The organism is Sphingosinicella terrae, assembly GCF_003347635.1.
In the GTDB taxonomy this organism is placed as follows: domain Bacteria; phylum Pseudomonadota; class Alphaproteobacteria; order Sphingomonadales; family Sphingomonadaceae; genus Allosphingosinicella; species Allosphingosinicella terrae.
In genome coordinates this window covers 345,518-368,437 of the sequence record NZ_QDFY01000003.1, presented here as the reverse complement: position 1 = coordinate 368,437, position 22,920 = coordinate 345,518, and the positions used below count along the sequence as shown (strand labels likewise).

Genomic DNA, 22,920 nt, shown 5'->3' with positions numbered 1-22,920 from the left:
AGGCATGGCGAAGATGCCGAACTCCCGATGGCTCCTTGTCGTCGCCCTGCTGATCGTGCTGATCGGGGCCAGCCTGCTGGTGTGGCGGCAGAACGGCGCGCGAGAAGCCGCGCGCGGCCCGCAGGCGCAGGGTCCCGGCCCGGCCCTGCCGCCGCCGGCCGAACCGCCATCCGCAGCGGCGCCGCCGATCGCCGAGGCTTTCCGCACGGTCTATGGTGCCCCAGACACGGCCGAGGCGACGGTCGGGGAAAATCGTTACCGGGTCAGCGCCGAAGCGATCGAGCCGCTTGGCGACTTGCTCGTCCTCATCACCCGCGCCGACAATGTCGACGATTGCCATGCCTGCAGCGGAGCGCTGGGCATCCATTATCTGCGCCGCACCTCCGAGGGCGGCCTGGCGGTGGTCGGCCGCTGGCCAGGCCTGGTGCCCGGCTCCTCCTTCGGCAACGCCACGACCGGCTGGACGGTGAGGCGCGATCTCGCCGCCCATCCGGTCCTCGTCAACGAAGGCGGGTTCACCGGACAGGGCATCACCTGCAGCTGGGCCAATCTGGTCGAATTGGATCCGGCCGGCCCTCGGCTGCGCGGGCAGGTGCCGCTGGGCTTCAGCAATGCGGGGGCCATCGTCGACGGGTCCGCGCCCAGCGAACTCCAGGGTCGGATCGTCCGGCCCGTGCGGGATCGCAGCTTCGAGATCGACTATGGCGGATCCGAGACGTTCACCGAACGCTACGTGCGGCGTGGCGAGAGCTATACGGTCGTCGGCGATTCCCGCTTCCCGGGCGGCTGCTGATCAGCGGGTTCGCCGCCGCAGATCCTCGACGCAGCGCTCTGCCGTGCGTCCATCCCAATATTCCGGGCGGGCCGGGGCCTCTCCATGGCCGCCGCTCGCGAGCGCCGCGCGCAGCAGGTCGACCACGTCGTCGGGCGTCGCCAGCCGATTGGTCCCCTGCTGGATGGTGATCGGACGCTCCGTCGACTCCCGGAGGGTAAGACAGGGAATGCCGAGATAGGTCGTCTCCTCCTGGATGCCGCCGCTGTCGGTGACGACGGCGCGTGCTCCGGAAACGAGGCTCATGAAGCGTATATAAGGCAGCGGTTCGAGCAGGCGCAGGCCTGCGGCGGCAAGCCGTCGGTCGAGACCGGCCGCCTCCAGGCGTGCCGCCGTGCGGGGATGGACCGGGAAGACCAACGGCAGTTCGGCATGGAGCTCTGCCAGGCAGTCGACGAGCCGCCCGAGCTGCGCGGGATCGTCGACATTGACCGGCCGATGAAGCGTGACGACGCCATAGCCGCGCCCGTTGCAGCCCAGGCTCTGCGGCACCGCCGCCGCTTCGATCGCCGGGCGCTTCATCTCGAAGCTGTCGAGCATGATGTTGCCGACGCGCGTGACGCGATCGGCCGGGACCCCTTCAGCGGCGAGATTGGTGTCCGCGTCCGGCGACGGCGTCCACAGGATGTCGGCGACCGCATCGGTGGCGATGCGGTTGATCTCCTCCGGCATCGATCGGTCGCGCGAGCGCAGGCCCGCTTCGAGGTGGACGGTGGGGATGCCCAGCTTCACGCCGGTGATGGCGCAGGCGAGGGTCGAGTTGACGTCGCCGACGACGACGAGCCAGTCCGGGCGATGTGCCGACGCCACTTCGCCATAGGCGATCATGACCTTGCCGGTCTGCTCTGCATGGCTGCCCGACCCGATGCCGAGATGGAAGTCGGGCTCGGAAAGGCCGAGGTCGGCGAGGATGTCGGCCGACATGTTCGCGTCGTAATGCTGGCCGGTATGGATGAGCACCGGCCGGAAATCGGCGGCGGCGGCAAGGGCATGCCACAGCGGCGCCACCTTCATGAAATTGGGGCGCGCGGCGGCAATCAGGTGGACGTTCTGGACGGACAAGGGCGAGCTCCGCTGGTCGCGCCGCCTTAGTCCCGAAGGGGTTAAGCATGCCTCAATGCGGTCGCGGCCGCCGGGCCCACCGCAATTGCCGCATATTCCGCCACCGCCCGACTCCCTGTAGGTTCAGAAAAAGGAACCGGGGAGAGCGGGCCGTGCATCTGCAAAGCGCCTGCGATGCGATCGAGCGAGGTTGCCGCCTCGAAATCTATTATGGCGATCACAGCCTGGTCGTGGAGCCGCATGCGGTCGGCTTCGATCGGCACGGCCGGACGATGCTGCTCGCCTGGGAATGCAGCGACAGCACCGATGGCCATAGCGGCGAGTGGCTGTTCCTGACGCTGGACGAGGCGCGCGAGGTCGACGTCTCCGGCTATCTCGCGCAATCGCCGCGAATGGGCTTTGTCCGCGATGATCCTCGCTTCGCGAGGATCGTCCGGCAGGTCTGAGCCCGTCGGCAGGATCCGTTCTGACCTCCCCGCCGGCCGGGGCTGGCGGCGGCGCCCGGGACGGGCCAGTAAGGGAACCACGGGCGAGTGGTTCGGTTGCCGGACCGTGACGAAAGCAGGAGCACAGATTGACGAGGACCGATCGGCGCCGGATCATGCCGCGAGGCCGGGCCGCCGCTCCGGCCGAAGCCGCGAGATGAACCGGGAAACGCCGCCTCCACCGAGCTCCGCAAGCATGCTCTCCCCGTTGCGGCATCCGGTCTTCCGAGCGATCTGGATCGCCAGTCTCGCCTCCAATTTCGGCGGGATGATCCAGTCGGTCGGCGCCGCCTGGATGATGACCTCCATCTCGGGGTCCGCGGACATGGTGGCACTGGTCAGTACGTCGGTGACTCTGCCGATCATGCTCCTCTCGCTCTTCTCGGGAGCTGCCGCGGACAATTTCGATCGGCGGCGGATGATGCTGTTCGCCCAGTCCTTCATGCTCCTCGTCTCGGTGGGGCTTGCCGCCGCCACATGGCTCGGGTGGATCACGCCCTGGCTGCTGCTCCTCTTCACCTTCCTGATCGGCTGCGGCGCGGCCATGAACGGGCCGGCCTGGCAGGCTTCGGTCGGCGACATGGTGTCGCGCGAGGACCTGCCGTCGGCGATCGCGCTCAACAGCATGGGCTTCAACATCGCCCGCAGCCTCGGTCCCGCCATCGGCGGCGCCATCGTCGCCGCGGCGGGGGCCGTGATCGCGTTCCTCGTCAACGCGGTCAGCTATATCGGGCTCCTCGCCGTCCTGCTCCGCTGGCGCCCCGTCCGCCACGAGCGGAGGCTGCCGCGCGAGCGGATGGGCGTCGCGATCGTCGCCGGCATCCGCTATGCCGCGATGTCGCCGGCGATCGGCCTCGTGCTCGGACGGAGCCTCGTCTTCGGCTTCGGTGCCAGCGCCGTCAGCGCCCTGATGCCGCTCATTGCGCGCGACCTCGTCGGCGGCGGGCCGCTCACGTTCGGCCTGCTGCTCGGCGCCTTCGGCGGCGGCGCCGTCGCCGGCGCTCTTCTCAGCGCGCGGCTCCGGCTGGCGCTGACCACCGAGCGGATCGTGCGCTGGTCCTGCCTTGCCTTCGCCGCCGGTGCCCTCGCCGCGGCCGCGAGCCGCGACCTCGTCCCGACCATGGGCGCCCTCTTCTTCGCCGGCGCCGCCTGGGTGCTCGCCTTGTCGACTTTCAACGTCACGGTGCAGCTCAACTCCCCGCGCTGGGTGGTGGCGCGGGCGCTGTCGCTCTATCAGATGGCGGCGTTCGGCGGCATGGCCGGCGGCGCCTGGACGTGGGGGTCCGTCGCCGACGCGCAAGACGTCCCGACCGCGCTGATCGCCGCGTCGCTTTCCCTCATCGTCTGCGCCGCAATCGGCTTCCGGCTGCCCCTCCCCGACGCGGGCGCGGTCGATCTCGATCCCCGGCCGGAATGGCGCCCGCCCGATACCGCGATCGATATCCAGCCACGCAGCGGCCCGGTCGTCGTCGCCGTGGAGTTTCTGATCCGCGAGGAGGATATTCCCGAATTCCTGCAGGCCATGCGCGAGCGCCGGCTCATTCGCCGGCGGAGCGGAGCGCGGCGCTGGACGCTGCTGCGCGACGTGGCCGATCCCCAATTGTGGATCGAGCGCTTTCAGGTTCCCAACTGGGTCGAGTACATCCGGCACAACAATCGCATCACCGAGGCGGAGCTGGCGGCGACCGGCCGAGCACGCGAGCTCCACATCGGCCCCGAACCGCCGCACGTCCGGCGGATGATCGAACGACCGACAGACTGGCTGCCCAAACCCAAGGTACCGGTGCGCGGCGACCTCGATACGCCGCTGACCGACCCCCGGATGTTCGGATGAAGAGGAAAGGGGCGGCGGCTTAGCCCTATCTTCATTTCCCTCGCATAGAGCCGGGGCATGACGACGCGCGTCATCCTCACGGTCGACACCGAGCTCACCTGGCGGCATCATGTGCCGGGCGAGGACTGGCGGCCCAATTTCGCGCTGAGCTGCGAACCGGCGGGCGTCGGCATTTCCTATCAGCTCGAGCAGTTGGCCAAGCATCGGCTCAAGGCCTGCTTCTTCGTCGATCCGATGCCCGCCATGGTCTACGGTCTCGAGCCGGTTCGGCGAATGATCGAGCCGATCCTCGCCGCCGGTCAGGAGGTGCAGCTGCACCTGCACAGCTTCTGGCACGATCTCTCGGCCGGCCGCGGCGAAGCGGCGCGTTTCGAGCTGACGCAGTTCGACAGGACGGAACAGGCCAGGCTGATCGCGCTCGGCCGCGACTTGCTGATGGAGGCGGGGGCACCACGGCCGATCGCCTTTCGATCCGGCAGCTTTGCCGCCAATGCCGACACCCTGGCCGCGCTCCACGAGCTCGGCTTCGTCTATGACAGCAGTCATTGCGGCGCCGACCATCCCTGGCCGAGCGCGCTGCCGCTCGATCCTTCGCTCATCGATCCGCTGGCGACTGACGGCGTGACGGAAGTCCCGGTCACCCAAATCCGGCGCCGCGACGGCGGATTGCGCCCGTTCCAGATCTGCGCACTGTCCCGGAACGAGATGGAGGCAGCCCTCCTTCATGCCGCCGACAACGCTCACCCCCTGGTCACGATCGTCGGCCACAGCTTCGAGCTTGCCAGTCGCGACGGCCGGCGGCCCAACGTCGTCATCCGGCGGCGTTTCGACCGTCTCTGCGCCTTCCTCGACCGGAATCGAACACGCTTCGACACCGTCCGCTTCGACACGCTCGGCATAGACTGCCCGCATCTCCCGTCCGCGCCGCTTCCGGCCCGACCGCTGCGCACGGTCGCCCGCTATGTCGAGCAGGCCTGGGGCCATGCCCGCTACGAGAAGCCAGCGATCGCCGCCGCCGCCCTGCTTGCACCGCCGCCGGTAGCGGCGCTTTCCTACCTGGCTTATGCCGGCCTCTGACACGGCCCTGCCCTTGCGCGTCGGCACGCGCACCTTATGGACGCTTCGGCGCCGGCTCGTCCGGCGCAGGGTGCGGCTCGATGAAGCCCTGGACGGCATGCCGCCGGCGCTGCCGTGCCTCTCGCCGGAGGCAGACGGCTATCTCGTCACCGGCGTGCCGGCCGTCCACGCCGATGCGATGTCCGCGCCGGGCGATCTCGCCCTCTTCGTCCGGCAGGCCTATGTCCGCAGCTACGCGCGGCTCGACCTCGACTTCGACACCTACCTCGCCGGCTTCTCGGCCAAGAGTCGATCGACTTTGAAGCGCAAGCTGCGCAAGCTCGCGGAGCAATCGGGCGGATCGCTCGACCTCCGCGTCTATCGCCGTCCCGACGAATTGGAGGAATTCCATCGGCAGGCGCGAGCCCTGTCAGCCCTCACCTACCAGGAACGCCGTCTGGGAGCCGGATTGCCGGACGGCGAGGCCGCCGTGGCGGAGATGCAGTCTCTGGCCCGCCGCGACCAGGTCCGCGCCTGGCTGCTGTTCGTCGACCGGCGGCCGGTCAGCTACCTCTACGCCCCTGCCGAGGGAGAGACGCTGATCTACGCCCATCTCGGCTACGATCCCGGTTTCGCGGCCTTTTCCCCCGGCACGGTACTCCAGCTCGAGGCGATGCGGCTGCTCATGGACGAACACCGCTTCCGTCTGTTCGATTTCACCGAGGGCGACGGCCAGCACAAGCGGCAGTTCGCGACGGACAGCCTCGATTGCGTCGACCTGCTGCTGCTCAGGCGCAATCCGACCAATCTCGCCTTGGGTCACGCCCTCAACCTGTTCGATCGAGGCGTGGCGACCGCCAAGCACCTTTTCGCAGCGTGGGGCGGCGATGCGCTCAGGCGGCGGTTGCGCCGCTGACCGGAGAACGGACGACCGACGCCGCATAGACGGCGAAGGCCAGCGCGATGAAGAATTCCTTATATTCGGTGACGTCGGGGACGTCGATCATCGACCGGCCGAAGGCCAGGAACAACGCCTGTCCGATGATCGCGGCCGCGGCTGCGGCCAGGAATGCCGCGGCCTCGCCGCGGTGCCCGCGCTTCCACGCTGCCGCCGCCCAGGCGGCGTAGGCGGCGAGGGCAAGCCAGGTCGCCAGCTGGACCGAATAGAGGTTCCAATGGCCGTAATTCATCCACACCGCCGGTGCCGCAGCGAGGGCCGTGCCCCGGCCGGGGACGAGAGCCAGCAGCGGGTGGCGGGTGGCGGCGAGCGGCAGCAGGTCGCGAAGCAGCGGCGCGAGCGCGAGAAAGCCGATCGCGCCGACATAATAGACGGTTTCGGAAAGATCGGTCTGGACGTTGTGCAGGTTGAATTCGGCCTGCCAGTTGACCTCCGCCAGCGCGTCGGGCGTGGCGAAGCCGAGCAGCCTCTGTCCCCAGCTGATCTCCTCCATGGCGATGAGCACCAGCGCGAGCAGGATCAATGCACCGGCCGCCGCGACGACCGGGCGCAGGCGATATCGACGAACCGCGAAACCGATCCCGGCCGCGGCAACCAACAGCAGCAATGCCGAAGCCCATTCCAGCGGCCGATCCTCCTGGGCGCCGAGATGGAAGGCGTCCCGATCGGCCAGAAAGAGGCAGGTGGAAACAAGGCCTGCGGCGATCGCGGCGGCTCCCACCGTCAGCGAGACCGATCCGGCGCTGCTCCGATCGAGCAGACTGTCCTGCGCCCGGGCCCGGACAAGCGAATCGACCAGCCAGACGGCCAAGACGAGGATGAAGAGCGTTTGCGCGAGCTGATGCGGCGCGAAGGCCGCCGCAGACTCCCTGACCAAGGGAAGGCCGAGGCCGAAGACTTCATAGGCAGCGAAGATGACCTGACCGGCAAGCGCCGCGACCGCCGCCAACCCCACCCGACGGCCGGCCGGCGCCGAAAGCCATGTCGCGGCGGCGTGCGCGAACCGGCGCGGGGCGCTCGCCGCCGTCGCCTGCGGCACGGCCGTCACCGGCTACCCCTGCACCAGAGCGGGCGCGCGATCGCAGCGGCGGCGCGGCTGCGGACGAACAGGCAATCGACGATCTCCGGCCCGGGCCGGGCACCCATCTCGCTCTTGTAGCCGGGATCGCCCGCTCCCCAGTCGATCGTGACCGCTCCCGCGTCCGCGGCGGCTTGAAACTCCCGATAGAGAAGTATCCGCCCCGGACTGCCTTCGCGGAATCGCTCGCTATAGCTGTTGGCGATGACATGGAGCCGGTCGCCGCACCGCAGGCCGAAGGTGAAGGCGGCCGGCTCTCCTCCGACAAGGAGCAGCGAACCCACCAGCATCTCGCGTAGGGCCGGGTCCCGGATCACGGCTTCCCACAGCCTGCGGCTGCGATCGGCGAGGAACTTCGTATCGCGCGCATCCGCCTCGCGGGCCACCCAGCTCTCTCGCTCGACCTGAGCGAAAAGAGCGAGATTCTCAGGGCTCCAGCCACTGCCGGTCACGGACCGGAATTCGAGCGGACCCATCTCCGCGAGCCGGCGCTCGAGCCAGCGATTCTTGCGCATCGTCTTCGTGCTCGGCCACGGGCCCGCCGCCCGCATCGCGCCGAGATCGACGACGAAACAGGTGCCGAGGGATCGTCTCAGCTCTATCCATCCCACCTGCCGGGCCGCAGTGGCGACGCGCTGCAGCGCGGGATCGTCTGAATGGACCGGTCCCATCCGCCAGGCATGGCCCAGGGCCGAACGCGCCGCCGGCGAGGACAGGATCGACACGAGCTCGGTGACGCCGGCTTCGTCCGCGAGCGGGAAGCTGCGATACGGCCAGTAGCTGCCCGCAAGCTCCCGCAGCGACAGCGGGCCGATCCGGCGGGAAACGAGCGGGATCGCCGCGAACGGCGCTCCCGCGGCTGAGCGCCCGGCCAGCGTGACCAGCGGCCGATCGCCCGCCGCCGCCGCGAACCATGCCGCGCGCAGGAAGGCGCGTCCGGGCGCGGCCGATGCGGCCAGCCGGTCGAGCAGGTCCGCCGCGCCGATCTCCAGCCCGGCCACGACCGAGCCGTCGGCAAGCAAGGTTTCCCTATGCGGCAACTGCCATCCTTCACGCGACGCGTAACGCGACTCGTCTAGGCCGGTGCGGGTTAAGGACGCTTCAACGCGGTCGGGACTGGGGCGAATGCAGGCGACCGCGGCAGGCTTGTGGATGCATCGCCCCCTGGGCCAATGCGAAGAGGATGAGCCCATACCGAATCATGATCGATGCCGATGCCTGTCCGGTGAAGGAGGAGGTCTACAAGGTCGCGTTTCGGCACGAGGTGCCGGTGACGGTCGTCAGCAACGACTATCTGCGCGTGCCGCAGCACCCATTGGTCGAGCGCATCGTCGTCGGCTCGGGTTTCGACGCGGCCGACGACTGGATCGCGGAGCGGGCCAGTGACGCCACCATCGTCGTGACCGCGGACATCCTGCTCGCCGATCGCGCGATCAAGGCCGGCGCGACGGTGCTGGCGCCGAACGGGCGGCCGTTCACGACGAGCTCTATCGGCGCGGCCGTAGCCACGCGGGCGATCATGGCCGATCTTCGGGCCGGCGGCGATATCATCGGCGGCCCGCCGCCTTTCTCGAAATCCGACCGGTCGCGCTTCCTGTCGGCGCTGGACGAGGCTCTGATCAGGATGAAGCGGCGGCCGGGCGCCTGACGCGGATTTCCCCTCCCCGCGAGCGGGGAGGGGAAGGCTGGCAAGCCACCTGCGAGAAACGCCCTCCCCCGGCCGGGGGAGGGCAGGACCCGGCGGAGGGAGCGTGGCGCGTGACTCACCACATTCCCCCCACCATTCCCCCTCCCGACATGGGGCGGGGGCGCCTTTCGGATGATCGATCCTGCATCCCGGCCGGAAGGCCGAGGAAGCGTCCGTGTGAACCAGGCGGGCAAGCCCTCACCCTCGCCCGCTCAGTCCGTGGACGCCTCCCCGTTCCCCCCGTGCCGCTCAAGCAGCATGGCACGGTAACCGCGATAATCGATCTCCGAAAAAGCCCGGAAACCAAGCTTGTGCGCGACGCGAAGCGACGCCTTGTTCTGCGTGTGGATCATGCACACCGTCCGGCGCGAGCCGAGCCGAACATCGAGCCAGGCCAGCGCCGCTTCGGCGGCCTCGGTCGCATAGCCGTGGCCGCGTGCGCCGGCGGCGATCGTCCAGCCACCCTCCGGGGCACTGTCGAACCGCGGTCCCAGTCCACGGCGAAAATCACCGAATCCGACCTCGCCGACGATGCAGCCCGTGGCTTTCTCCTGGACGGCGAACAGGCCGTAGCCGGCAAGCGACCAATGGCCCACCTGGCGGAGCAGCCTCGTCCACACTTCCTCACCGCTCATCGGCCCCCGTTCGGAAAAGCGGAACGCCTCGGGGTCGGCGAGCAGAGCGCAATAGTCGCGGTAATCGCCCATTTCGGGAACACGGAGGATGAGACGTTCCGTCTCGACGCGACGGAAGTTCACCGTCTGGATGGCCGAGCGGTCGGACCGCTTGCGGTCCACGAACAGGCCTGAAAGCTCACGCTGGATGTTCTGCATGATCGTCATGCGGCGATCGGGAGGCCGGCACCGGCCGTCAGGACGGCAAGGGTGTAGACGAAGGCGCCGAACGTCATCAGCGGCGCTGCCCACACGATGAGACGATTGAGAACCATATCCACGCAAGCTCCGATGTGACGGCGGTGTTGCCGTTGCAGTGTCGGTCTACGCCGAATGTCCCGGTTCATCCTGAGGGGCGCCTGAAACGATTCTGAATCAGAATTCTTTCAGAATCACTGGCGAAAAACTGCCAAAAATGGCAGGCACAGCGTCGTATTGCGCCGCAGCATGTGCTAGAATCGGCCGCCACGCGCGAGTCACAGCGAAAGTCTCCGTCCAGAATGCCCCCTTCTGTCACACTCGAGAGGATCGCCTTCGAGCAGTTCGTCGTGGATCGCGCGGACGAGCGCGTTCTCGGTCCGGCGGGTCCGCTGAAGCTGGGAAACAAGGCTTTTCGAGTCCTGCTGGCGCTGGTCGACGATGCCGGCCGCCTCGTCACCAAGGACGCCCTGCTGTCTTCCGTATGGGACGGCACCATCGTCACCGAGGCATCTTTGACTTCTGCCGTCCGTGAGCTGCGACGCGCGCTCGGCGACGATTCGCGAACTCCGCGCTTCATCGAGAGCGTCTACGGTCGCGGTTACCGGTTCATCGCGCCTCTGCGTGAAGCCCCGCAGGCCGCGCCCGGCTTCGGAGCCGGACGGGCTTCGTCCCGGCCGACGGCGGGCGCCGCCATGCCACTGACGGAAGGACGCCCTCCCCTGGTCCTCGTCTCCGAATTCCGCGACGAAGCGGTGCGCGAGCATCATCCCTATTTCGCCGCCGAGCTTCGCGAAGAGGTCCTGTCCGGTCTCGCCCGCTTCCGCGAGATCCTGCTCGTCGCCGACGACCGGCCCGAGGACCAGGCGGCTCGGGCCCATGCCGACGAGCCCGGATACCAGCTGACGGCGACTTTGCTGCCAGAGGGCGACGGGATCAAGGTGATCGCCCGCGCGCGCCGGCTGAGCGACTCACGGATCCTGTGGGGCGAGACCATGTCGCTCGCCGCGATCGGCATGGCCGGGGGAGTCGAGAAGATCGTGCGCCGCATCGCCGGCGCGGCGCTGCCCGCCGTCGACGAGGATCTTTCCGTCGGCCTCCCGCACGAGCCCGACGACGTCTACAATCGCTACCTGATGGCCAAGCGTCGGTCCTTCGCCGCGCAGACCTTCGACGAGGCCCGGGCGGCGGCCGACGCGCTCGAGGTGGTCATCGCTGACCGGCCGGGCTTCGCGCTCGCCTATCCGCCGCTGGCCCGGCTCTACAATACCGACTTCGCCTATACCGCGCTGGGATCGAGCGGCGCCGCCGAGCGGGCGCGGGCACTGCAGCTCGCCAAGGACGGTCTCGCCGCAGACCGCGGCAATGTCCACGCCTTCACCGTCCTGGGCTTCTGCCACCTCTGGCACGATCAGCGCGGTCAGGCCCGGCACTGCTTCGAGCAAGCCCTCGCGCTGAACCCCTATAATCCCGTCAGGCTCGAGGAATGCGCGACCGGCTGGATGTATCTTGGCGACCTCGCCCGCGCCCGCGATCTCATGGACCAGGCGGCGGCCCTCAATCCGATTCCCGGTGACGGCCTGCGCGAGGATTCGGGACGGTTGCGGATGATCGAGGGGGATTATGAGCGAGCGCATGCCGATCTGGAGGCTGTGCTCGCCGGCACGATCTTCGCCGATCTGTATCTCGGCGTCTGCGAGGTGAATCTCGTCATCCCCGGCGGCGAGCCGCGCCTGCGCCGCTGGCGGGACCGGGTGGAAAGGTGTTGGCACGGTGAGTCCAGCCCCAGCAATGCCGACATCATGGCGTGGATCCAGCGCCACCACCCCCTCCATCCGGATACCAGCGCCGGCTTCTTCGGGGCGATCGAGCGTGCGCTCGAATGGATCAGCGCGACCCCAGCATTGCAGGATCCAGTCCGAGCTCGCCCGCCAGGTCACGCATGAAGCAGGTGACCGGAGGCCGGGTGGGCCGCACCGGCGGCTGAAGCACGGGATCGAGGACCGTCTCGAGGCACGCGAGCGCATCTTGCCGCTTCAGCGGCACGTACAAGGTCCGGATCAGGGCGATCGCCGCGCGATCCAGGATTCCGAGCTCCAGCCAGGCCCGCTCGACCGCCGGCCAGTCGCGATCCTCGTAGTGGATCCGCCTCGCCCGCTCGCGCAGCGTCCGGGCATGCTCGGCGCGGATCAGCCCGGCGCGGCAGGCGGCAACGAGGGTCGCTCGAAGCTCGACGGAGGGCAAGGATAGCGGCGCCCATCCCAGCTCGGCCGGCGCATGGATCAGGGCGACTTCGTCATCGCCAGACAGTCTCCCAGTGCGATAGGCGCGAAAGATCGCGCCGACGCCGATCATCCCGTAGGCGTGAAGCTCAGCCGCCCGCAGGGCGCCCATGCTCGACGCCCCCAGGACGATGGTGCCGCGCGCCATCAGCAGGAGCAGCTCCTTGTGCCAGGGGGCCGGGCACCAGTCGAAATAGCCGTCGATGAGGCAGAGCCGATCAGGTGGCGCGGCGGCGAGCGCGAGCAGATCGCCGGCCCGGGCAGGCGGCCGCCAGTCGAACGGCCCCCGCGGCCGCGCCTCCGGAGGCAGGGACGGACCGCAAAAGACAGGAATGAGCGTCATCGGCCCACCGTCCGCCGCCGCCGCCGGATAGAGGCGAGACCGCAGACGAAGGCGCGGACGACCGCAAGGCCCTCCGGCCGGGCAAGCTCGACAAGAGCGATCCGATCGCAGCCGGCGGCGGTCAGCGCGCCGACGATTCCCTCCAGCCCGCGCGGACCCGGCCGCGTCTCCGCCCAGTCCACAAGCGCCATGCCTGGCGGCGGCGGCAGCCCGAAGGCGACCCTGATGCCTTCGCCCGCCGGTACTTGATAGTCTGACGGCAGCAGATCGTCGCGGGAGCCGGCAATGTAGGTGGCGCGGCCCTGCATCGCCTCCGCCAGGGCCTTGAACAGGGCGATCTCGGGATCGGGATGGCAGGCGCGGCCGTTCGCCGTCCGAAGGGCGGCGGCGCTCTTGCCGAGATCGCCGAGCTCGCACACGACGACCGGCGCGCCGGTGAGGGACGGCACGCGATAGAAGCGGGCAGCCACCGCCGCGTCGGAGAGCCGCTGGCGCCAGGCTCCGAACCAGCCGTAGGTGATGGTCTCGGGATCGATCGTCGAGCGCATCCGGGGCACCAGCCCCTGCGCCTGCCATTCCGTCACGGCGTCGCGCTCGATCAGCTCCTGGAGGGCGACCGTCGCCGCCTCCTCGACGCTCCCGCCCGCGCCGATCCCGTTGCTGGCCCGGTCGAACGGAGACGGCACCGCGCGGGTGAGATCGAGCGAGACGAGATCGAACGGCAGATGGAGCGTGCCTCCGGACCGAAGGTCGCGGGCGGCGACCCAGCGATGCGGCTGGTCGGCGGGCGGCGGCCGGTTCCGGTCGGCGGCGAAGTCGCCGATATCGGCGGCGCGCTCCCGCGCCGGCAGTTCGTGGAGCCGGCAGATCGGCCCCTCCGCCTGGTAGCTTTCGGCCGCGTGACTCTCGACGGCCTCGAGCAGGGCGCCCAGCCGGGCGTCGTCGTCCGTCGCGCCCTTGCCCTGATGGACGCTGAGTGCGCGCCCCATCGGCCGCACCGCCTGCCAGACCGGCAATCCGAGCCTGTCCAGCCGCGTCAGCTCCGCCAAACGGGACACGCCCGCCCAGCCACCGGCGCGCCCGGCGCTGGGCAGCAGATCCCGCGCGCTCGCGACGCGCAAAGGGTCGGCCGGGCCGAGCGGCCGCGCCGCCTCGGACCTGTCCGTCATCGTTCGGACCGCGGGAAAGCCTGCGGCGGCCGCCTCACGCCACGCGGGCTGAACCTATACCCTGGGGCCGGTGTTGAGCGGCGAGCGGGTAAACATCTCGGAGCCGACCTCGCAGGCCTGAAGGCAGGTGCCGCGCTGGCGGGCCTCCTCGAGCATGGCGGCCACCTGGCGCACTCCCTCCTGGGCTGTGCTCGTCTTCGCCAGTGCGGGATCATATTCGAGCGTCACTTCGCAGACATAGTAGCGGCCCTGCTCCTCGATGATGAACTTCCGTGCCATGGTCCCCCTCCCTCGGTGCGCTTCTGAACAGTCGAGGGCATAACATGCTGCCCTGCAGGAAGGAACCGGCTGGCTGAGATGAGGCCGCCGCCTCCGTAGAAACACGCATCGTAGTGGTACGGTGTGGCGGCTCACCCGATCGAAAGGATATAGGGTCAATCATGCAGACGGCACCGGCAGGACTGTCAGGACCCGGAGATTAACCATGTTCGACGCGAATGGACGAATGCTGGCGGTACGCAGCAACCAGGCGGTATTGCCGTCTTCCGATCTCGCCGGCCGCGCCCGGACCGGGGATCGCGCCCCGATGGCCGGACCTTGGGCCTCACATCGGCCGGGACTGCTTTCCCGGATGGCGAGAGCCGCCCGTGACGTCGTCCACGAAGCCCGTGCGTCGGGCGACGTGCCGCTTCCGCATCTCTACCGCGGCCGCGATTACCACAAGGAGCGGCAGGCCGCCTGAGCGCCGCCGCCGCTTACAGGGCGACAGGCGAATGGGCGCCGAAATAGACCAGCGCCTCCTCCATATTCTCCATCCGCCACATCGGCAGCGATACCCGGCCCTGCCTGGTGAAGACGAGGACTTCGTCGGACATCTTGATGCCTTGAACCTTTCCGACGGTTCGCTCGAGACGCTCGATCTCGCCCCAGGCAATGCGCCTGCCGCCGCGGGTCCACAGACCCTCCTCGTCCATGCGGGCGATGAAGTGCTTCTCGGCCGATTTCATCGCCAGCGGGATCAGTCCCAGGCTGATGACGGCGAGCGGCCAATAGATGCAGCCGTGAACGCCGGGACGCAGTTTCACCTCGAGCATCGGCGAGCCCTTCGCGATCGTTACGGAAGGACAATATAACCGCCTTGTCCGGAAGCGGGAAGCGTTCGGCTCCTGCCGCCGGGCCTGATCCGCTCAGTCCTGATACTGGACCGGCGACGGCGTCAGCTCGTAGACTTCGACGATTGCACCAGTGCGCGGCCACGGCACGACGAGACGGAATCGGAAGGCATCGACCCGCTCGAGCACGGCCACCATGTCCCGCTCGGGGTCCTCGCCGTAGGGAAGCGGATCCTCATGCTCGCCTCGAGAGAGGGTGCCGATGAAGATCAGCCGCTCGGGCCGCTCGTCCACCCAGAGATGGCCGGCCGGCCGTTCGGAGCCGGTCTGCTTGATCAGGGTCAGCGCATCGCCGTCCACGCCGACATTGCAGAAGAAGGGACGATAGACGGTGAGCACCGGACCGCGTCGCCTGGGCTCGGCGAAGCGCAACAACCTGCAGGTATAGGCGCCCGGCGTCGGCGCCGGCATGGGCAGTGCGGCGCCGGGATCGAGCAGCGGACCTTCGCTGCTCATGGTCCTGCGGTGACCGGCGGCCTCGGCTGCGGAAAGCGCCTCCTCCCACGCGCCCTCGATTCCGTCGATCCGGTCGACGTCGCCGGGCAGCGCCGCTCGACGCCAGCCGGGTTCCTCGCGGACGCTGATCGTAGGGATGGCCGGCTCTTGCGGGACCTGCGCGGTCTGGCAGCCGGACAGCAGGACGAGGGCGCCGGCCAGGAGCACCCTTAGGCAATCTGAAAGCTGATGCCGTCGCGCCATCTGCATAACCCTTACCGCAGGATCGCCGCACCCTTCCTGTTCCTATCGCACGATTGTGAAGGAACTGGATATGGCCCCAGCATCAAGCACGAAGCTACGGCCGGGGTTCCGTCGTCCGTCCTGGCCGAGCGCGGTTAACGATCTCTTGACGCTGGCCTGCTTATTTCCCCGGGTGTCCGCATCGGGCGCCCCTCTTTTCAAGCCGACGAGGTCCTGTTGATCTGGCGCCTGCTCGCTCTGGTGATCTTGATGTGGACGTGCCCGGCGCTCGCGGCGGCTGGCGACCTCGATGGTCGCCTGTGCCATGCCGTGACCGGAACCGGCACGTCCGCGCCCGACGGCCGCGACTTTGCCTGCGCGGGCGTACCCGAGCGCTACCAGGCCGCGCGTCTTTGGCTGCGGGCCGACGCCCCGGCCGCCGATGCCGCCTTCGCCAACGGCGCCACTCTCCTTGTCCATCAAAGCCGCTTCGACCGGCTCGAGGTCGAATTCCGCTATCGCGATGGCCATGTCGAGCGCCAAGGCGTGGCCGCCGGCGAATATGGCGAGCGCTGGCGCGTCGGCGGCCAGATCGCCTTCCAGGCGCCGGTGCGGGAGTCGCCCGTCACGAGCATTCTCCTCGCGCTCGATCGGCTGGAATCCTATCCGCATTTCCGAGTGCGCCTGCTCCCCTCGGGGGAGGCCGAAGCTGAGACCAGCCTGGCTGCGGCCCTGGTCGGCGCGGCGATCGCGCTGCTCGCGCTGAGCACCCTGTATAACGGCCTGCTGGCCCTGGCGTCGCGACGCACCTTCATCGGCTGGCACGCCGCCTGGGTCGGTACGGTCTTCGTCTGGGGCCTGCTCTGGTCGCAGCTCGCCTTGCTCGTCTTTCCAGGCCTTGCCGGATCGCTGGCTTCGAAGCTCTGCACCCTGCTCGCCACCCTGGCGATCAGCTTCGCCACCTTTTGCGCCGCCACCGTTCCCGAGGCCGGACGGTTGCCGCGCTGGGCACGCTGGCCGGCAATCGGATGCGGGCTGGTCTTCGGCCTCGTCGGCGCCTTCGCGGCCTTTCCGCCGTCCGGCCTGCTGCCGTTGCTCGGCTCGGTGCTCGGTATCCTGCTGCTTGTCGATCTCGCCACCGTCGCTCTCCTGCTCGGCTGGAGCTGGCGCAGGGGCGATACCGGGGCCCGCGACTTCATCCTATCGTGGGCGGTGCCGATGGCCGTGCTCGCCTCGACGGAGGTCGTCGATTACGGACCTTCCCTGCTCGGCGGCGGCTCCCAGCTCGCCGTCCTGCTCGCCTCGGCCTTCCAGACGGTGTGGCTCTCCGTCGCCGAGACGTTGCGCCTGGCCCGCCTGCGTGTGGAGCGGGACGCCGCTTACGCGGCGCGCTGGGAAATGCAGCGGCTGGCGGAAAGCGATCCGCTGACGGCCCTGCTCAATCGGCGCGGCTTCGTCGATCGGGCCCAAAAGGCCTTGCGGGCGGATGGCGGCGGCTTCGCCTTGCTCCTGATCGACGTCGACCATTTCAAGTCGGTCAACGACCGGTTCGGACACGATGTGGGCGACGCCGTGCTGCGCTGCATCGCGCGCTGCATCGAAGACAAGGCCGCCGGAAACGGATTTGCCGGGCGCATCGGAGGAGAGGAATTCGCCATCGGCGTGTCCGGCCCCGGCCGCAATGCGATCAAGGTGGCCGCGAGCGTCCGCGAGGCGATCGAGTCGCTCCCGCTCGCCCACCTCTTCGGCGAGGCGCGAGGGATCACGGCCAGCATCGGGGTGAGCCGCGGGCCGGCCGGGGCCGAGTTCGAGATCCTGTATCGCGAAGCGGACCGGGCGCTCTATGCCGCCAAGGATGCAGGACGGAATCAGGTCGCCTTGTTCGACGGCAGTGCCGCGGCGCCGCGCAGCCCGGCACCGCCCGGCGTCGAAGCCCGGGCGGCGTCCCGCTGATCCCGAATAGAGGATAGGGCTTTCCCAATCCGGCCGACGGTGGCAGGCGCGGGCCGATCGAAGCCTTCAGACTCCGGGAGCCTGCCATGCCTCGTCCCGCCTTGTTCGAGCCGATCGAGGTCGGCGGATTGCCTTTGCGCAATCGCATCGTGATCGCGCCCATGTGCCAATATTCTGCCGAGGACGGGCGGATGACCGACTGGCACCTGATCCATCTCGGCCAGCTCGCTTTGTCCGGGGCCGCGCTGCTGACGATCGAGGCGACGGCGGTCGTTCCGGAAGGACGGATCAGCTGGGCCGATGTCGGCCTCTGGGACGATGCGACCGAGGCGGCGATGGCGCGAACCCTGGACGGCGTCCGGCGTTGGTCCGACATGCCGGTGGCGATCCAGCTCGCCCATGCCGGACGCAAGGCCTCGACCGAGCGGCCCTGGGCCGGCGGGCGCCAGCTGCCCCCCGGCGATCCGCACGGATGGCAGACCGAAGCGCCCTCGCCGCTGCCCTTCGCCCAAGGTGACGTGGCGCCGGCCGCGCTGGACCGGGACGGCCTGGTCAGGATACGCGAGGCTTTCGCCGCGGCCGCACGCCGGGCCGCGCGACTGGGGATCGACGCCGTCCAGATCCACGCCGCCCATGGCTATCTGCTCCACCAGTTCCTGTCGCCGCTGTCGAACCGGCGCGACGACGAATATGGCGGGAAGCTGGATAACCGGATGCGCTTCCCGCTCGAGGTGTTCGATGCGGTCCGCGAGGCGTTCCCTGCGGACCGCCCGGTCACCATGCGCGTGTCCGGAACCGACTGGGTCGAACAGGGCTGGGACGTGGAGCAGACCATCGCCTTTGCCGCCGCGCTCAAGGCGCGTGGCTGCGCGGCGATGCACGTCTCCAGCGGCGGACTCGATCCGAGGCAGAAGATACCGGTCGGGCCCGGCTATCAGGTACCGCTGGCACGGGCGGTGAAGCAGGCCACCGGGATGACCACCATCGCCGTCGGCCTGATCAGCGGATACGACCAGGCGGAGGCGATCGTCGGCACCGGCGACGCCGACCTGATCGCGATCGCCCGGACCATCCTCTACGATCCGCGCTGGCCCTGGCATGCGGCCGCCCATCTCGGCGCGCAGGTGAAGGCGCCGAAGCAGTATCTGCGCTCGCAGCCCGGCCGGTTCCGCGACCTGTTCGGCGGCGACTGACAGAGGCGCGTTGCCGCTTCAGGCGAGCGGGCGATCCGGATCGCTCAGACTCCGCCGCTCTGTCATGCCGCCGGCGGCGATCAGCTTTCGGGCCTGCACATAATCCTTGACCCGGTTGACGCAGTCGGCGGCGATCAATCGCCCCTCTCTCAGATAGAGGACCGAAAAGGCGCGGGTGGCCGGGTCGCCTCTCACCACCATGTCGTCGTGGCCCAGCGACAGCCCCGCCGTCTGCAGCCTCAGGTCATATTGGTTCGACCAGAACCAGGGTAGGGCAGCATAAGGGTGGGGGTAGCCGGCCACGGCCCGCGCGGCGGTCGCCGCCTGGTCGTTGGCGTTCTGGACGGATTCGAGCCGGATGCGGGCGCCGCCGGCGAAGACGTTCTCGTGCGCGGCGCAATCGCCGATCGCATGGATGTGCGGCAGGCTGGTGCGGCACAGGGGGTCGACATTCACGCCGTCGCCCCCTTCGGCGCCGGCGGCGAGCAAGGGCCCGACGGCCGGCACGATGCCGATGCCGACGATCACCATGTCCGCCGGGAGGATCTCGCCGCCGGCGAGCTGGACGGCGGCCGCGGAGTCGGAGTCGGAGATGCCCTCGACCGCGATTTCGGTCCGGACCGCGACGCCGTGCGCGCGATGCTCGGCCTCGTAGAAGCGCGAGATCGGCTCTCCGGCGACGCGGGCGAGCACCCGGTCGAGCGCCTCGAGCACGGTGACGGTCTTGCCGAGCTTGCTCAGGACCGCCGCCGCCTCCAGGCCGATGAATCCGCCGCCGACCACGACGACGCTTTGGACGCCGGGCAGCGCTGCCACGATCCGGTCGGCGTCGGCGCGGCAGCGGATCGAATGGACCCGCTCGAGCTCCGCCCCGGGGCAGGCCAGCCGGCGCGGCTCTCCGCCGGCTGCCCAGATCAGGGTCCCGTAGCCGAGCGTCTCTCCGTCCCCGAGCTCGGCGACCCGGGCCGCCGGATCGACGGCGACGATGCGACGGCCGAGCCGCAGTTGGACCTCGCGTTCCTCCCAGAAGCCTGCCGGACGGATCAGGAGCCGATCGAACGGCCGCTCGCCCGCCAGATATTCCTTCGACAGTGGCGGCCGTTCGTAGGGCAGGTCGGGCTCGGCACCGACCAGGGCGATGCTGCCGCCGAAGCCGGCCTGCCGAAGCGCGATCGCCGCCTGCGCGCCGGCATGGCCGGCCCCGGCGATGAGGACGTCGTGCCGTTCCATCCGTGGCCCTTAGGCCAGCACGTTCATCGCGGCGAGCTGGATCGGCTGGCGGTCGAAGGCGAGAAAAGCGGGGTCCATCGCGGTGTCGAAATCCGAGGATTCGCCGGTGATCTGCCGCGCGATCAGGGCGCCGATCGCCGGCGCGAGCTTGAAGCCGTGGCCGCTGCAGCCGTTGGCGATGTGGAATCCCGCGATCGGCGTCGGTCCGACGATCGGGTGCATGTCCGCCCGATTGATCGTGTAGAGCCCGCTATAGCCGTGGATCGCGCCGCGCAGTTCCGGCACGTTCAGCCGGTGCTGGAGCGCGTGCAGCTTGGGGCGGATGAAATCGTCGTCGGCATAGCGCGCGAAGTCGTCGGGGTCGGCGACCCTCTCCTTCTCGTCTTCTTCGAGCACCGATCCGACGATGATCTGCTGACCGCGATTCTGCGGCCGGAAATAGATGCCCCCGGGCATGTCGACGCAGACCGGAAGATCGCCGGCCAGCTCCGCCGGACGATCGATATGGACGATCTGGATCCGCGTCGGCTCCAGCGGCCAGCGGCCGCCGAGCCCATGCCGCTCCAGGAACGGCAGGCACCAGGGCCCGGCCGTCTCGACGACCGTGCCGCACGCGATCCGCTCGCCGCCGACGAGCCGGACGCCGGTCACCGCTCCGCCCTCGACATCCACATCATCGACCGGGCTGTTGAACCGCACCTCGACGCCGCGCGCGCGGGCCGCGTCGATCAGGTCCTGAAGCGCGTCGACAGGGTCCATATAGCCGCCGTCGCGTTCGAGCAGGTGGAGCCCGCCGCCGCGGCAATCATGCGCCTCGCCGCCGATCAAATCGGGCGAGATCAGGCAGGGCCGGATGGCCGGAAAGGCGTCGGCGAGGGCCGCATCGTCGAGCGCGTCGGCCCGGATCCCGAGCGAGCCGAGCCGGTCTACCTCGCTTCCTGCCCAATCCGGATCGGCCGACAGCCAGAGCACGCCCAAGGCGTGGAAGCGGGCTCGGGCCTCGCCGCTGCCGATGAAGTCCGGCCAGTGGCGATAGGCGCCGATCCCATCCTTCGCCAATTGCACGATCTCGGGATAGGAATAGCGGAAGCGGCACACGGCCGAAGAGGCGCCGGTCGATCCCTCGCCCGGCCCCGCACCCTTCTCGAGCACGACGATCCGCGCCTTCGAGCGGCGGGCGATCTGGAAGGCCGCGCTCATGCCGATGATCCCCGCGCCTATCACGACGATGTCTGACGTCTTCATATACGTTGATGCCTTCTTGCGTCCGCGATGATCCGGATGATTTCAGATGCCGAAGCGGTTGGCGAGCGGCGCAAGCACGCTCCGGAACAAAGCGGGCATCAAGCCTGCCGCCGGCAGCGGCTTCGCCTCGGAGATCGGCAAGGCCAGGTCCCCGGCCGGCGTGCCCAGGATGAAGGACGCCGCCTCCCGCGCCGCCAGCATGCCGAGCGTCAGCCCGAAGCCGTTGCAGCCGGTGACGGCCAGCATGCCTTCGGGTCCCCGAATCAGGCGCGGCAGGCCATCCGGCGTCACCGCGAGACGCCCCGCCGATAAGCTCTCGAAGGGAGGCGGCGGACGATCGGGAAAGACCCGCTCCAGCCGGCGGCGCGCCGGCGCGGAATTTCTCATCGGGTCGTCCCGGGCTCGGCCTTCGAGCAGGAAGCTGACCAGCAGGCGCCCGTCGGCGGTCACGGCCGGCGAGAACACCGCCGGATCGTCCATGTCCGCGACGGGGCCGCTGCGCGGCAGCAGGCTCTGCGCCCGATCCGCAAGCGGCGCCGTCGCCGCGACGCCGCAGCCGACCGGGTAGAAAGTGCGCGCGAGCTCCGGCCAGGCGGGAAAGCCGCCGCTACCGGTCGCGACCAGCAGGTGCGGTGCCACCGCCTGCCCCGCCGCGGTCTGGACGCCCCATTGCTGCCCTAGCCTGCGCACCGCCGCGACCCGGCTGTGGCAGTGCAGGCGAATGCCTGCCCCGACGGCGGCATCGGCCAGGCCGGAGATCAGCCGGGCAGGGTTGAGGAAGCCGCCCTCAGGCAGGAAGACCCCGCCGCGATAACGGGCAGAGGCGATCCACTGGCCAAGCTCGCCGCGCCCGATGGTCTCGGATCGGCCGCCATATCGCTGCCATTCCGCGAAGCGGCCGGCCGCCCGGGCGAAGCTCTTGTCGCTTCGATAGACGCACAGGAAGCCCCGTCGCGCCTCACAATCGATCCCATGCGCGGCGATCAGCTCGAACAACCGGCGGCCCGATGCGGCGACCGCCCGGTTGAGGCGTTCGCCCCGATCGAGACCGAGCCTCGCCATCGCCTGCCCGGCGGTCTTGCGTGCGCCGTAGAGAAGCGGCCCGACCTGGCCGGCGCTGGCCGCCGAGGCGCCAGCAGCCAGACCTTCGGCTTCCAGCACGATCACCGATCGGCCCCGTGCGGCAAGCTCGAGGGCGGCGGCAACGCCGGCGAAACCGGCACCGACGACGACGACGTCGGCCTTCGCCATTCCCTCCAGCGCGGGGAAGCTGCGCCCGCCGACGGGCCATACCGGCCGCGGCGGCAGCGGGAGCGGCATCGTCACGGGACCGCACCTGCCACGTGATCGGCGACCGCCTGCAAGGCGTGGTCGAGATTCGCCTCGAGCATCTTGCGCAGCGAATCCGCATCCGCCGCGACAGGATTGGCCATCGCCGCCCAGGAAAGGATGCACGCCTGCGTGCCCGCCGGGGTGACCTGGGCGAGGCCGAGATAGTCGACGCAGTCGAGCGGACCCCCGTCGACGATCCGGTACACATAGCGGCGCAGGACGGGATCATGCTCCTCGATCCGCTCGACGATGCGCGCCCCGCCAGGCAGATGGAATGTGCGGACGGCTCCGGCGCCTTCGCCTTCCAGGTCGACGCGCTCGATCATGCCGCCGCCGGGGACGAGACTGGCTATGTCGCCCACGACGGCCCAGGCGACAACGGCGGGAACGGCGAGCCGGACGGCACGCCGGCAGCTCACCTGGCGGGGGAAGAGATCGGCGAGCGCAGGCATCCAGCTT

23 protein-coding genes are annotated in these 22,920 nt (G+C 69.4%); 10 read left to right on the top strand and 13 right to left on the bottom strand.

Annotation, left to right across the window (positions count from 1 at the left end; all coding sequences use genetic code 11):
- Window positions 1-13 precede the first annotated feature (13 nt).
- On the top strand, window positions 14-793 hold the full coding sequence (locus DDE10_RS10050) for a hypothetical protein (protein WP_162806530.1): 780 nt from the start codon (window positions 14-16) through the stop codon (window positions 791-793).
- Here DDE10_RS10050 and wecB read toward each other — a convergent pair whose 3' ends face one another.
- On the bottom strand, window positions 794-1,894 hold the full coding sequence (gene wecB / locus DDE10_RS10045) for a non-hydrolyzing UDP-N-acetylglucosamine 2-epimerase (RefSeq protein WP_114952615.1): 1,101 nt from the start codon (window positions 1,892-1,894) through the stop codon (window positions 794-796).
- Window positions 1,895-2,046: 152 nt separating this feature from the next.
- On the opposite strand from wecB, the gene DDE10_RS10040 reads away from it, so the two are divergent.
- The 4 genes from DDE10_RS10040 (at window position 2,047) to DDE10_RS10025 (ending at window position 6,185) form a co-directional block, all read left to right on the top strand.
- Complete coding sequence (locus DDE10_RS10040; protein WP_114952614.1) at window positions 2,047-2,340, top strand: hypothetical protein; 294 nt, start codon at window positions 2,047-2,049, stop codon at window positions 2,338-2,340.
- Window positions 2,341-2,575: 235 nt separating this feature from the next.
- Complete coding sequence (locus DDE10_RS10035) at window positions 2,576-4,213, top strand: MFS transporter (RefSeq protein WP_349356537.1); 1,638 nt, start codon at window positions 2,576-2,578, stop codon at window positions 4,211-4,213.
- 57 nt (window positions 4,214-4,270) lie between these two features.
- A complete protein-coding gene (locus DDE10_RS10030) occupies window positions 4,271-5,290 on the top strand; it encodes a polysaccharide deacetylase family protein (RefSeq protein ID WP_114952612.1) in 1,020 nt (339 codons plus the stop codon).
- 13 nt (window positions 5,291-5,303) lie between these two features.
- A complete protein-coding gene (locus DDE10_RS10025) occupies window positions 5,304-6,185 on the top strand; it encodes a GNAT family N-acetyltransferase (RefSeq protein ID WP_284734562.1) in 882 nt (293 codons plus the stop codon).
- Here DDE10_RS10025 and DDE10_RS10020 read toward each other — a convergent pair.
- Both DDE10_RS10020 and DDE10_RS10015 read right to left on the bottom strand, forming a co-directional pair.
- The gene (locus tag DDE10_RS10020) at window positions 6,163-7,275 is read right to left on the bottom strand and encodes a hypothetical protein (RefSeq protein ID WP_114952610.1); all 1,113 of its coding nucleotides are present in this window, start codon (window positions 7,273-7,275) and stop codon (window positions 6,163-6,165) included. The two genes, DDE10_RS10025 and DDE10_RS10020, sit on opposite strands and share 23 nt — an antisense overlap.
- A complete protein-coding gene (locus DDE10_RS10015; protein WP_162806529.1) occupies window positions 7,272-8,345 on the bottom strand; it encodes a GNAT family N-acetyltransferase in 1,074 nt (357 codons plus the stop codon). Before DDE10_RS10015 ends, DDE10_RS10020 begins: the two co-directional genes overlap by 4 nt.
- Before the next feature lie 143 nt (window positions 8,346-8,488).
- On the opposite strand from DDE10_RS10015, the gene DDE10_RS10010 reads away from it, so the two are divergent.
- A complete protein-coding gene (locus DDE10_RS10010) occupies window positions 8,489-8,953 on the top strand; it encodes a YaiI/YqxD family protein (RefSeq protein WP_114952608.1) in 465 nt (154 codons plus the stop codon).
- Window positions 8,954-9,204: 251 nt separating this feature from the next.
- On the opposite strand, the gene DDE10_RS10005 is transcribed toward DDE10_RS10010, so the two are convergent.
- The gene (locus DDE10_RS10005; protein WP_284734561.1) at window positions 9,205-9,834 is read right to left on the bottom strand and encodes a GNAT family N-acetyltransferase; all 630 of its coding nucleotides are present in this window, start codon (window positions 9,832-9,834) and stop codon (window positions 9,205-9,207) included.
- Between the two features lie 332 nt (window positions 9,835-10,166).
- On the opposite strand from DDE10_RS10005, the gene DDE10_RS10000 reads away from it, so the two are divergent.
- Window positions 10,167-11,810 carry a winged helix-turn-helix domain-containing protein gene (locus tag DDE10_RS10000; RefSeq protein WP_114952607.1) on the top strand — a complete coding sequence of 548 codons (1,644 nt, stop codon included), beginning with the start codon at window positions 10,167-10,169 and terminating at the stop codon, window positions 11,808-11,810.
- Here DDE10_RS10000 and DDE10_RS09995 read toward each other — a convergent pair.
- The 3 genes from DDE10_RS09995 to DDE10_RS09985 are packed head-to-tail and all read right to left on the bottom strand — an operon-like array spanning window position 11,752 to window position 13,937.
- The gene (locus DDE10_RS09995; protein ID WP_114952606.1) at window positions 11,752-12,489 is read right to left on the bottom strand and encodes a TfuA-like protein; all 738 of its coding nucleotides are present in this window, start codon (window positions 12,487-12,489) and stop codon (window positions 11,752-11,754) included. The genes DDE10_RS10000 and DDE10_RS09995 overlap by 59 nt on opposite strands.
- Window positions 12,486-13,658, bottom strand: a complete 1,173-nt coding sequence (locus DDE10_RS09990) for a YcaO-like family protein (protein ID WP_114952605.1) — start codon at window positions 13,656-13,658, stop codon at window positions 12,486-12,488. The genes DDE10_RS09995 and DDE10_RS09990 overlap by 4 nt, the downstream gene beginning before the upstream one ends.
- Before the next feature lie 54 nt (window positions 13,659-13,712).
- Window positions 13,713-13,937, bottom strand: coding sequence for a hypothetical protein (locus DDE10_RS09985; protein ID WP_162806528.1), 225 nt, complete (start codon window positions 13,935-13,937; stop codon window positions 13,713-13,715).
- Between the two features lie 205 nt (window positions 13,938-14,142).
- Here DDE10_RS09985 and DDE10_RS09980 point away from each other — a divergent pair, with 205 nt between their 5' ends.
- Window positions 14,143-14,400, top strand: coding sequence for a hypothetical protein (locus DDE10_RS09980; RefSeq protein ID WP_114952603.1), 258 nt, complete (start codon window positions 14,143-14,145; stop codon window positions 14,398-14,400).
- A 13-nt stretch (window positions 14,401-14,413) separates the two neighbouring features.
- Here DDE10_RS09980 and DDE10_RS09975 read toward each other — a convergent pair whose 3' ends face one another.
- A complete protein-coding gene (locus tag DDE10_RS09975; RefSeq protein ID WP_114952602.1) occupies window positions 14,414-14,752 on the bottom strand; it encodes a hypothetical protein in 339 nt (112 codons plus the stop codon).
- A gap of 93 nt (window positions 14,753-14,845) precedes the next feature.
- On the bottom strand, window positions 14,846-15,529 hold the full coding sequence (locus DDE10_RS09970; protein WP_162806527.1) for a DUF4893 domain-containing protein: 684 nt from the start codon (window positions 15,527-15,529) through the stop codon (window positions 14,846-14,848).
- A 216-nt stretch (window positions 15,530-15,745) separates the two neighbouring features.
- On the opposite strand from DDE10_RS09970, the gene DDE10_RS09965 reads away from it, so the two are divergent.
- On the top strand, window positions 15,746-17,461 hold the full coding sequence (locus tag DDE10_RS09965) for a sensor domain-containing diguanylate cyclase (protein ID WP_114952600.1): 1,716 nt from the start codon (window positions 15,746-15,748) through the stop codon (window positions 17,459-17,461).
- 86 nt (window positions 17,462-17,547) lie between these two features.
- Window positions 17,548-18,654 (top strand): NADH:flavin oxidoreductase/NADH oxidase, encoded by a 1,107-nt coding sequence (locus tag DDE10_RS09960; protein WP_114952599.1) that lies wholly within the window; start codon window positions 17,548-17,550, stop codon window positions 18,652-18,654.
- A gap of 18 nt (window positions 18,655-18,672) precedes the next feature.
- On the opposite strand, the gene DDE10_RS09955 is transcribed toward DDE10_RS09960, so the two are convergent.
- Genes DDE10_RS09955 through DDE10_RS09940 form a run of 4 tightly spaced genes read right to left on the bottom strand, consistent with a single transcriptional unit; the run spans window position 18,673 to window position 22,913 of the window.
- The gene (locus DDE10_RS09955) at window positions 18,673-19,884 is read right to left on the bottom strand and encodes an NAD(P)/FAD-dependent oxidoreductase (RefSeq protein ID WP_114952598.1); all 1,212 of its coding nucleotides are present in this window, start codon (window positions 19,882-19,884) and stop codon (window positions 18,673-18,675) included.
- Between the two features lie 9 nt (window positions 19,885-19,893).
- Complete coding sequence (locus DDE10_RS09950; RefSeq protein WP_114952597.1) at window positions 19,894-21,129, bottom strand: NAD(P)/FAD-dependent oxidoreductase; 1,236 nt, start codon at window positions 21,127-21,129, stop codon at window positions 19,894-19,896.
- Window positions 21,130-21,171: 42 nt separating this feature from the next.
- Window positions 21,172-22,449, bottom strand: coding sequence for an NAD(P)/FAD-dependent oxidoreductase (locus DDE10_RS09945; protein ID WP_432653726.1), 1,278 nt, complete (start codon window positions 22,447-22,449; stop codon window positions 21,172-21,174).
- A gap of 2 nt (window positions 22,450-22,451) precedes the next feature.
- A complete protein-coding gene (locus tag DDE10_RS09940; RefSeq protein ID WP_162806526.1) occupies window positions 22,452-22,913 on the bottom strand; it encodes an SRPBCC family protein in 462 nt (153 codons plus the stop codon).
- Window positions 22,914-22,920 lie beyond the last annotated feature (7 nt).

What these genes read in the sequence shown, in the direction of transcription:
- DDE10_RS10050 (WP_162806530.1), top strand. Translation starts at nt 14, where the DNA reads ATGCCGAACTCCCGATGGCTCCTTGTCGTCGCCCTGCTGATCGTGCTG.
- DDE10_RS10035 (WP_349356537.1), top strand. Translation starts at nt 2,576, where the DNA reads ATGCTCTCCCCGTTGCGGCATCCGGTCTTCCGAGCGATCTGGATCGCC.
- DDE10_RS10030 (WP_114952612.1), top strand. Translation starts at nt 4,271, where the DNA reads ATGACGACGCGCGTCATCCTCACGGTCGACACCGAGCTCACCTGGCGG.
- DDE10_RS10010 (WP_114952608.1), top strand. Translation starts at nt 8,489, where the DNA reads ATGAGCCCATACCGAATCATGATCGATGCCGATGCCTGTCCGGTGAAG.
- DDE10_RS10005 (WP_284734561.1), bottom strand. Translation starts at nt 9,834, where the DNA reads ATGACGATCATGCAGAACATCCAGCGTGAGCTTTCAGGCCTGTTCGTG.
- DDE10_RS10000 (WP_114952607.1), top strand. Translation starts at nt 10,167, where the DNA reads ATGCCCCCTTCTGTCACACTCGAGAGGATCGCCTTCGAGCAGTTCGTC.
- DDE10_RS09995 (WP_114952606.1), bottom strand. Translation starts at nt 12,489, where the DNA reads ATGACGCTCATTCCTGTCTTTTGCGGTCCGTCCCTGCCTCCGGAGGCG.
- DDE10_RS09990 (WP_114952605.1), bottom strand. Translation starts at nt 13,658, where the DNA reads ATGACGGACAGGTCCGAGGCGGCGCGGCCGCTCGGCCCGGCCGACCCT.
- DDE10_RS09985 (WP_162806528.1), bottom strand. Translation starts at nt 13,937, where the DNA reads ATGGCACGGAAGTTCATCATCGAGGAGCAGGGCCGCTACTATGTCTGC.
- DDE10_RS09980 (WP_114952603.1), top strand. Translation starts at nt 14,143, where the DNA reads ATGTTCGACGCGAATGGACGAATGCTGGCGGTACGCAGCAACCAGGCG.
- DDE10_RS09975 (WP_114952602.1), bottom strand. Translation starts at nt 14,752, where the DNA reads ATGCTCGAGGTGAAACTGCGTCCCGGCGTTCACGGCTGCATCTATTGG.
- DDE10_RS09970 (WP_162806527.1), bottom strand. Translation starts at nt 15,529, where the DNA reads ATGGCGCGACGGCATCAGCTTTCAGATTGCCTAAGGGTGCTCCTGGCC.
- DDE10_RS09960 (WP_114952599.1), top strand. Translation starts at nt 17,548, where the DNA reads ATGCCTCGTCCCGCCTTGTTCGAGCCGATCGAGGTCGGCGGATTGCCT.
- DDE10_RS09955 (WP_114952598.1), bottom strand. Translation starts at nt 19,884, where the DNA reads ATGGAACGGCACGACGTCCTCATCGCCGGGGCCGGCCATGCCGGCGCG.
- DDE10_RS09950 (WP_114952597.1), bottom strand. Translation starts at nt 21,129, where the DNA reads ATGAAGACGTCAGACATCGTCGTGATAGGCGCGGGGATCATCGGCATG.
- DDE10_RS09945 (WP_432653726.1), bottom strand. Translation starts at nt 22,449, where the DNA reads ATGCCGCTCCCGCTGCCGCCGCGGCCGGTATGGCCCGTCGGCGGGCGC.
- DDE10_RS09940 (WP_162806526.1), bottom strand. Translation starts at nt 22,913, where the DNA reads ATGCCTGCGCTCGCCGATCTCTTCCCCCGCCAGGTGAGCTGCCGGCGT.